Here is a 2,523-nt window from a genome sequence, read left to right as displayed (position 1 = left end):
ATGTACCCGGAATAATCTCTCGCCTGGATGACGAAATTGGCAAGCTCCCAAAAGTAGCAGGTGCAGGCCAGCTCTACATGTCCCAGCGTGTCAATACAATTATTGATGCGGCCTTTGAAGAGATGAAAATGCTTAAGGATGAATACCTGAGCACCGAACATTTACTGCTGGCCATTGCTGACGAGAAAGGAGGGGTGTCGTCACGGATATTGAAAGAGAACGGTGCATCTAAGGATGCTCTCTTCAATGCCCTCAGGGAAGTCAGGGGTTCTTCGAGGGTTACGGACCAGACTCCGGAAGATAAATACCAGGCTCTGGAAAAATATGGCCGCGACCTCACTGAACAGGCAGCCCGCGGCAAGCTTGACCCTGTAATAGGGCGGGATAATGAGATACGCAGGGTGATACAGGTACTATCGAGGCGGACAAAGAACAACCCTGTACTCATAGGCGAGCCCGGTGTCGGAAAAACCGCTATTGCAGAAGGACTGGCCCTGCGAATATTTGGCGGGGATGTGCCTGAGACCATCAAGGACAAGAAAGTCGTAGCGCTTGACATGGGTGCCCTTGTTGCAGGTACCAAGTTCAGGGGCGAGTTCGAGGAGCGCCTGAAGGCAGTTATCAAAGAGGTACAGGATTCAGAAGGCAAAGTAATTCTTTTTATCGATGAACTGCACACCCTGGTGGGGGCGGGAGCGTCCGAAGGGTCCATGGATGCATCAAATCTCCTGAAACCTGCACTGGCCAGGGGAGAACTGCGGGCCATTGGTGCTACTACCCTCAACGAGTACAGGAAGTACATCGAAAAGGATGCAGCACTTGAGCGCAGGTTCCAGCTTGTACTGGTTGATGAACCCACGGTGGATGAGACCATATCCATCCTGCGGGGGCTCATCGAGAAATATGAAGTGCATCACGGTGTCAGGATACAGGACTCGGCCCTTGTGGCGGCAGCCGTACTGTCCCACCGCTATATCACGGACCGGTTCTTGCCTGATAAAGCCATCGACCTTATCGATGAAGCTGCATCAAAGCTCAGGATAGAGATTGACAGCATGCCTGCGGAACTGGATGATGCCGAGCGCAAGATACGGCAGCTTGAGATCGAGCGCCAGGCAGTGAAGAAGGAAAAGGATGACTATTCAAAGGAACGCCTGGAGAAGATAGATAAGGAACTATCCGACCTGAAGGAGCAGAGCAGCCAGATGAAAGCCCACTGGCAGCTTGAAAAGGAAACCATCCAGACCATCAGGAAAATAAAAGGGGACATCGAGAAAACGCGGATGGATTCCGAGAAAGCAGAACATGAAGGCAACCTGGAGAGAGCGTCCGAACTCAGGTACGGCAAACTACCTGAACTGCAAAAGCGGCTTGAAAGTGAAAATTCTAAACTGAACGAGCTCCAGAAGGACCAGAAGATGCTCAAGGAAGAGGTGGATGAGGAGGACATAGCAGATGTGGTATCCAACTGGACCCATGTCCCGGTGAGCAAGATGCTGGAAGGCGAGATGCAAAAACTGGTGCATATGGAAGAGCGCATCAGGCAGCGTTTGGTTGGACAGGAAGAGGCCGTTACCGCCGTGGCAAATGCAGTCCGACGGGGCAGGGCCGGTATATCAGATACGAATAGACCCACTGGTTCGTTCATGTTCCTGGGTCCCACTGGCGTAGGCAAGACAGAGCTGGGCCGGGCACTCGCCGAATTCCTGTTCGATGATGAGGGTGCCATGGTCAGGCTGGACATGAGCGAGTACATGGAAAAGCATACTGTAGCACGGCTCATCGGCGCGCCGCCTGGATATATAGGGTACGAGGAGGGTGGCCAGCTTACAGAAGCTGTGAGGCGGCGGCCGTATTCGGTAATATTATTGGATGAGATTGAAAAGGCCCATCCGGATGTGTTCAACCTGATGCTCCAGATACTGGATGATGGCAGGCTCACAGATGGGCACGGGCGTACCGTGGATTTTAAGAATACGGTGATAATCATGACTTCCAATATCGGGAGCCAGTGGATAGTCGAACATGGCGATGATGAGGTCGAGATGGAAAAACTGGTGATGGAGGCTGTACGAGCCCAATTCAGGCCCGAGTTCCTGAACCGGCTTGATGATGTTATTATTTTCCACCAGTTGAAGCTGGCTGAGATCATGAAGATAGTGGATATCCAGGTTAACCAACTGAGTAAACGCTTGAAAGAGAGGAAAATTAACATCGTGCTGAGCGAAAAAGCCAAGGATTATGTTGCGCGGACAGGATTTGACCCGACGTTCGGCGCACGTCCACTAAAACGTACTATCCAGCATAAGATTCTTGACCCACTGGCAATGAAGATACTGAACAAGGAGTTCGGTGAAGGTGATTCCATTGAAGTGGATGTGGATAATGCTGAGATAGTATTCAAAAAAGGAAACAATAAAGGAGATCAGGCACTGTAGACATATTCTACAGTGCCATTATAGGGTTATTCGATCTCTAGTAATTTTTTCTTCTTTAGCTCTGACTTGGGCATCTTTATTTCAA

The 2,523-nt window shown here is 50.6% G+C and carries 1 protein-coding gene; it reads left to right on the top strand.

Annotation, left to right across the window (positions count from 1 at the left end; genetic code table 11):
• Positions 1 to 2,438, top strand: a 2,438-nt coding sequence (gene clpB, locus P1S59_14315) for an ATP-dependent chaperone ClpB (protein MDF1527402.1), incomplete at its 5' end; no start/stop codon positions are given.
• Between the last annotated feature and the right edge of the window lie 85 nt (positions 2,439 to 2,523).

This window comes from bacterium (assembly GCA_029210965.1).
Classification (GTDB): Bacteria; BMS3Abin14; BMS3Abin14; order BMS3Abin14; family BMS3Abin14; genus JALHUC01.
The sequence above is the reverse complement of the archived record's forward strand: the minus strand, read 5'-3'. Positions and strand labels throughout refer to the sequence as shown.